Annotated in this window: 4 protein-coding genes and 1 pseudogene; all 5 read left to right on the top strand. The window is 36.9% G+C overall.

Going from position 1 to position 5,224, the window contains the following annotated elements; genetic code table 11:
• Positions 1-202: pseudogene (locus tag Q3907_RS10340) on the top strand (hypothetical protein); the annotation flags it as partial.
• A 364-nt stretch (positions 203-566) separates the two neighbouring features.
• A complete protein-coding gene (gene hrcA, locus Q3907_RS10335; RefSeq protein WP_295560848.1) occupies positions 567-1,619 on the top strand; it encodes a heat-inducible transcriptional repressor HrcA in 1,053 nt (350 codons plus the stop codon).
• Positions 1,600-2,151 (top strand): nucleotide exchange factor GrpE, encoded by a 552-nt coding sequence (gene grpE, locus Q3907_RS10330; protein ID WP_301898214.1) that lies wholly within the window; start codon positions 1,600-1,602, stop codon positions 2,149-2,151. The genes hrcA and grpE overlap by 20 nt, the downstream gene beginning before the upstream one ends.
• A gap of 13 nt (positions 2,152-2,164) precedes the next feature.
• A complete protein-coding gene (dnaK, locus tag Q3907_RS10325; RefSeq protein ID WP_118325672.1) occupies positions 2,165-3,970 on the top strand; it encodes a molecular chaperone DnaK in 1,806 nt (601 codons plus the stop codon).
• A gap of 67 nt (positions 3,971-4,037) precedes the next feature.
• The gene (dnaJ, locus tag Q3907_RS10320) at positions 4,038-5,150 is read left to right on the top strand and encodes a molecular chaperone DnaJ (RefSeq protein ID WP_288519180.1); all 1,113 of its coding nucleotides are present in this window, start codon (positions 4,038-4,040) and stop codon (positions 5,148-5,150) included.
• The last annotated feature ends 74 nt before the right edge of the window (positions 5,151-5,224 follow it).

Raw genomic sequence — 5,224 nt, 5'->3', positions numbered from 1 at the left:
ATCCACAAACAAAGGAATCCAGATGGGTATCAAGCAAGGGCTTGAGCAAGGCATTGAACAAGGCATTAAACGTGGTGTAAAAAATACACAAATCAAAATAGCGATTAAAATGCTTATAAGAAATAATCAAACGCTTGAAGAAATATCTGAGATTGTTGGATTAGACTTAGATGCATTAAGAGAACTAAAAAAGAATATTTGATTGAATGGATGTGCAATCATATCCATTCTTTACAAGAAGAATGAAAAGTGTGTAGAGCATTAGATGAAATGTTTAAAGAATCAACAAACAAAGGGATCTAAATGGGCATCAAGCAAGGGGTTGAACTAAACTAATTTGAAGTATATCAAACCATGCTAGAATAAGGATTCAGTGTTAAAGCAATCGCATCAATTTTCTCAGTAAATGAAGAATCGATTAAAAAGTTATTGATGAAAGCTTAGATGATAAGGTACGAATATCGTAACCTTATTTTATTTTTTAGCACTCAATTGTTGACGGTGCTAAAAATTGTGATATACTAATAGCAGACAAGGAAAATGAGTGCTAGAAGGAGGCCTTCACAATGGAAATTACACAACGTCAAAAGATAATCTTTAAAACGATAGTTGAGGAGTTTACTCGTTGTGCAGAACCTGTTGGTTCAAAGACATTGATGGAACTTCTAGATTTTCCAGTTTCATCTGCAACCATTCGTAATGAGATGGCAACACTTGAAAAGTTGGGATTGTTAGAGAAGACGCATACTTCGAGTGGCCGTATTCCAAGTCAAAAAGGCTATAGGTACTATGTTGAACATCTTATGGAAGCGGATTTAGATGCTTCTACAAAGAATGCTTTACAAGAAGTTTTTAGTGAAAGACATTATTCGTTAGAAGAAGTTGTTCAAAAGAGCTGTGATATTTTGTCACATATGACAAATTTAACCAGTGTTGTTCTAGGACCTGATAGCAGGCATCAGACTTTACAACATGTACAGTTGATTCCAATCAACAATCAAAGTGCTGTTGCGATCATTGTTACAGATCAAGGGCATACAGAAAATAAGGTATTTCAGTTTGGTACAGATGTTTCTATGCAGGATATTCAAAATTGTACAGATTTATTAAACGACCAATTAGTGGGAACGCCAATTGAAGATGTTGTTGATAAGATGAAAGAAATTGAACCAATGATGGCAGCAAAGCTTGTGCGACATGAGGTTTTGTTTGAAGCGTTCGTTTCAGCCTTTATGCGATTTGCGACAGAAAAAGTTGCGGTTTCTGGACGAAGCAATATGTTGTATCAGCCAGAATTTAGTGATATCAACAAGTTGAAACAAATGATGCGTATATTAGAAAATGGAAACTTATTCCACCAATGGACGGATCAAGAAGGAAATGTGGCAATTCAGATTGGCGAAAGAAACGAGTTGTTACAGATTGGAGATTGTTCGGTATTAACGACAAAATTCCATTATAACAGCGATGAGGAAGGACAATTAATGGTTGTTGGTCCAAATCGAATGCAGTATTCCAAGGTCGTAGCCTTGATGGATTATATGTCAAATGTCATTGAAGACGTCTTTGGGACAGACAAAAATGAAGGAGGTGCCAACGATGAGCAAAGAAGAAAATAAAGAAGTAAAAGAGGAAGCAAAAGAAGAAGTGAAAGAGGAAGTTGTTGAAGAAGCAACTGAAGAAAAAAAAGAACCAAGTTCAGATGAAATCATTGAAGGTTTGAAGGCGGAACTAGACAAGGCAAAAAATGATGTAGCACGTGCTTATGCAGATACAGAAAACATGAAGAAACGTCTACAGAAAGATGCAGATGCAACTCGAAAATATCGCTTCCAACAGCCAGCAACGGAAATCTTGCCAATTCTTGATTCAATGGAAATGGCTTTGAAAGTACAAACCGAGGATGAAACAATTAAGAATTATGTCAAAGGTTTTGAGATGATTCATAAGCAATTGAAAGGTGTGCTGGAAAAAGAAGGCGTACAGGAAATAGATGTAGCTGATAAACCATTTGACCACAATACAATGCAGGCTTTAATGCAAGAGAAAAAAGAAGGCGTTGAAAGTGGAATGGTTATTGAAGTATTACAAAAAGGATATATGTTGAAAGATCGTATTTTACGACCAGCGTTAGTAAAAGTAAGCGAATAGGGAGGTAATTATCATGAGTAAAATTATTGGTATTGACTTAGGTACAACAAATAGCTGTGTTGCGGTTATGGAAGGTAAAGATTGTAAAGTAATTCCTAACCCAGAAGGCAATCGTACAACACCAAGTGTTGTTGCGTTCAAAGATGGAGAACGTATTATTGGTGATGCGGCAAAACGTCAGGCAGTCACAAACAAAAATACAATTAGTTCAATTAAACGTTTAATGGGAACTAATGAAAAAGTAGAAGCTGAAGGAAAATCATATACACCACAAGAAATTAGTGCAATGATTCTTCAATACTTGAAATCATATGCAGAAGATTACTTAGGAGAAAAAGTAACAAAGGCTGTTATTACAGTTCCCGCATACTTCAACGATGCACAACGTCAAGCAACTAAAGATGCAGGTAAAATTGCTGGATTAGAAGTAGAACGTATTATCAACGAACCAACAGCTGCAGCATTGGCTTATGGTATTGATAAAACAGATAAAGAAGAAAAAGTATTGATCTATGACTTAGGTGGAGGTACTTTCGATGTTAGTATCCTTGATCTAGCTGATGGAACATTTGAAGTATTATCAACAAACGGAGACACTCACTTAGGTGGTGATGACTTTGATAACGTATTAGTAAACTGGATGGTTGATACATTCAAGAAAGATAACGCAATTGACTTGTCACAAGATCCAATGGCAATGCAACGTCTAAAAGAAGCTGCTGAAAAAGCTAAAAAAGATTTAAGTGGTGTAATGCAGACACAAATCAGCTTACCATTTATTTCAGCAGGTCCAGCAGGTCCATTGCATTTTGATGCAACATTAACACGTGCAAAATTTGATGATATGACTAAACATTTAGTAGAACGTACATTAATTCCAATTGAAAATGCATTAAGAGATGCTAAATTGTCTAAATCAGATATCGATGAAGTATTATTAGTTGGTGGATCTACTCGTATTCCAGCTGTTCAAGAAGCAGTACGTAAAGCATTAGGAAAAGATCCTAACCACTCTGTTAACCCAGATGAAGCTGTAGCTATGGGTGCTGCAATTCAAGGTGGAGTTATTTCTGGTGATGTTAACGACGTATTATTACTAGATGTTACACCATTATCATTAGGTATTGAAACTATGGGTGGAGTTATGACAGTATTGATTCCTCGTAACACTACAATTCCAACAAGTAAATCACAAATCTTCTCAACAGCTGCTGATAACCAACCAGCTGTAGATATCCGTGTATTACAAGGTGAACGTCCAATGGCTAACGACAACAAAGAATTAGGTAACTTCCAATTAAATGGAATTGCACCAGCTCGTCGTGGAGTTCCTCAAATCGAAGTTAAGTTTGATATTGATGCCAACGGTATCGTACACGTAAGTGCTACAGATAAGGGTACTGGTAAAGAACAACACATCACAATTCAAAACTCTAGTGGATTGAGTGATGAAGAAATCGATCGTATGGTTCGTGAAGCTGAAGATAATAAGGCTGAAGATGAAAAACGTAAAGAAGAAATTGATTTACGTAACAAAGCTGAAGGTTTCATTGCACAAATCGATGGAATGTTAGAAGACAACAAAGATAAGATTGATCCAAAACAAGCTGAAGAAACTAAGAAATTGCGTGACGATCTACAAAAATCTTTGGATGAAAATAACATGGAAGAAGTAAAATCTAAGTTAGACATGCTTGAAAAGGCTGCAATGCAAGCAGGTCAAGCAATGTATAACCAACCAAATGGTGATGCAGCTTCACAATCAACACAAACTCATTCAGGTGATGATGTAGTTGACGGTGAATTCACTGAGAAGTAAAATAAATAAGCAACATTTGAAGTTCTAGCCACGCTAGAACTTCTTCGTATCGTATGGAGGGATTCACATGGCAGAAAAACGTGACTATTATGAAGTGCTTGGCGTCAGCAAAAGTGCTACACCAGATGAAATTAAAAAGGCCTATCGAAAATTGGCCATGAAATATCACCCCGATCGAAATCATGAACCTGGAGCTGAAGATAAGTTCAAGGAAATCAATGAAGCTTACGAAGTATTAAGCGATGAGAAAAAGCGTGCTACCTATGATCAATTTGGTCATGCAGGTATGGATGGAGCCTTTGGACAAGGTGGTGGATTCTCTGGTGGATTCACAGACTTTGGCGATTTAGGAGACATCTTCGGTTCGTTCTTTGGTGGAGGATTTGGCGGTGGAGGATCCCGTCGTTCAAGCAACCAACCTCGACAAGGACAAGACCGTTACATGCAGATGCGCATTGATTTCATGGATTCCATTTTTGGTAAAACAGAAACGATTTCATTGGATGTGGATGAAACATGTAAACACTGTAATGGATCTGGAGCAGAAAGCCCTAGTGATGTACAGACATGTCCTACATGCCATGGTTCTGGATATGTTATGTCTCAACAAAGAACACCATTTGGTGTGATTCAACAACAAAGCGTATGTCCAGATTGTCATGGTACAGGTAAAAAAGTTACACGTGCCTGCTCACATTGTCATGGAAAAGGATATGAGCATCGTCGTGTAAAATTGGATATTAAAATTCCGGCAGGAATTCAATCTGGTCAGCAGATTCGTATTCCTGGAAAAGGAGAAAGAGGAACAAATGGAGGACCTAATGGAGATTTATATATTGAAATTATGGTTACACCACATCCTACTTTCAAACGTGAAGACAACAATATCTTTATTAAAGTTCCAATCAGTTCAATTGATGCAACGATTGGTTGTACAATTCAAGTGCCAACTGTATATGGAGATGTAGAATTAAAGATTCCTGAAGGAACACAGCCAAACACTAAATTCCGTTTAAAAGGAAAAGGTGTAAAAGCACGTTCAGGACAAGGGGACGAATTTGTAGAAGTTCAAGTTGAAATTCCACGTAAAGTATCTCGAAGAGAAAGAGAGTTATACGAAGAATTAAAATCTGGGCAAGCTGAATCTCCTTTTGAAAGATTCAAAAGAGCGTTTAAGTAAATGAAAAGAGCAGTTTATTGCTCAATGTCATTAAGTTAAGAAATGACGAACCATCCAGATACTATTTTCTGGAT

It is taken from the genome of uncultured Holdemanella sp. (assembly GCF_958348295.1).
Lineage (GTDB): Bacteria > Bacillota_I > Bacilli_A > Erysipelotrichales > Erysipelotrichaceae > Holdemanella.
The sequence above is the reverse complement of the archived record's forward strand: the minus strand, read 5'-3'. Positions and strand labels throughout refer to the sequence as shown.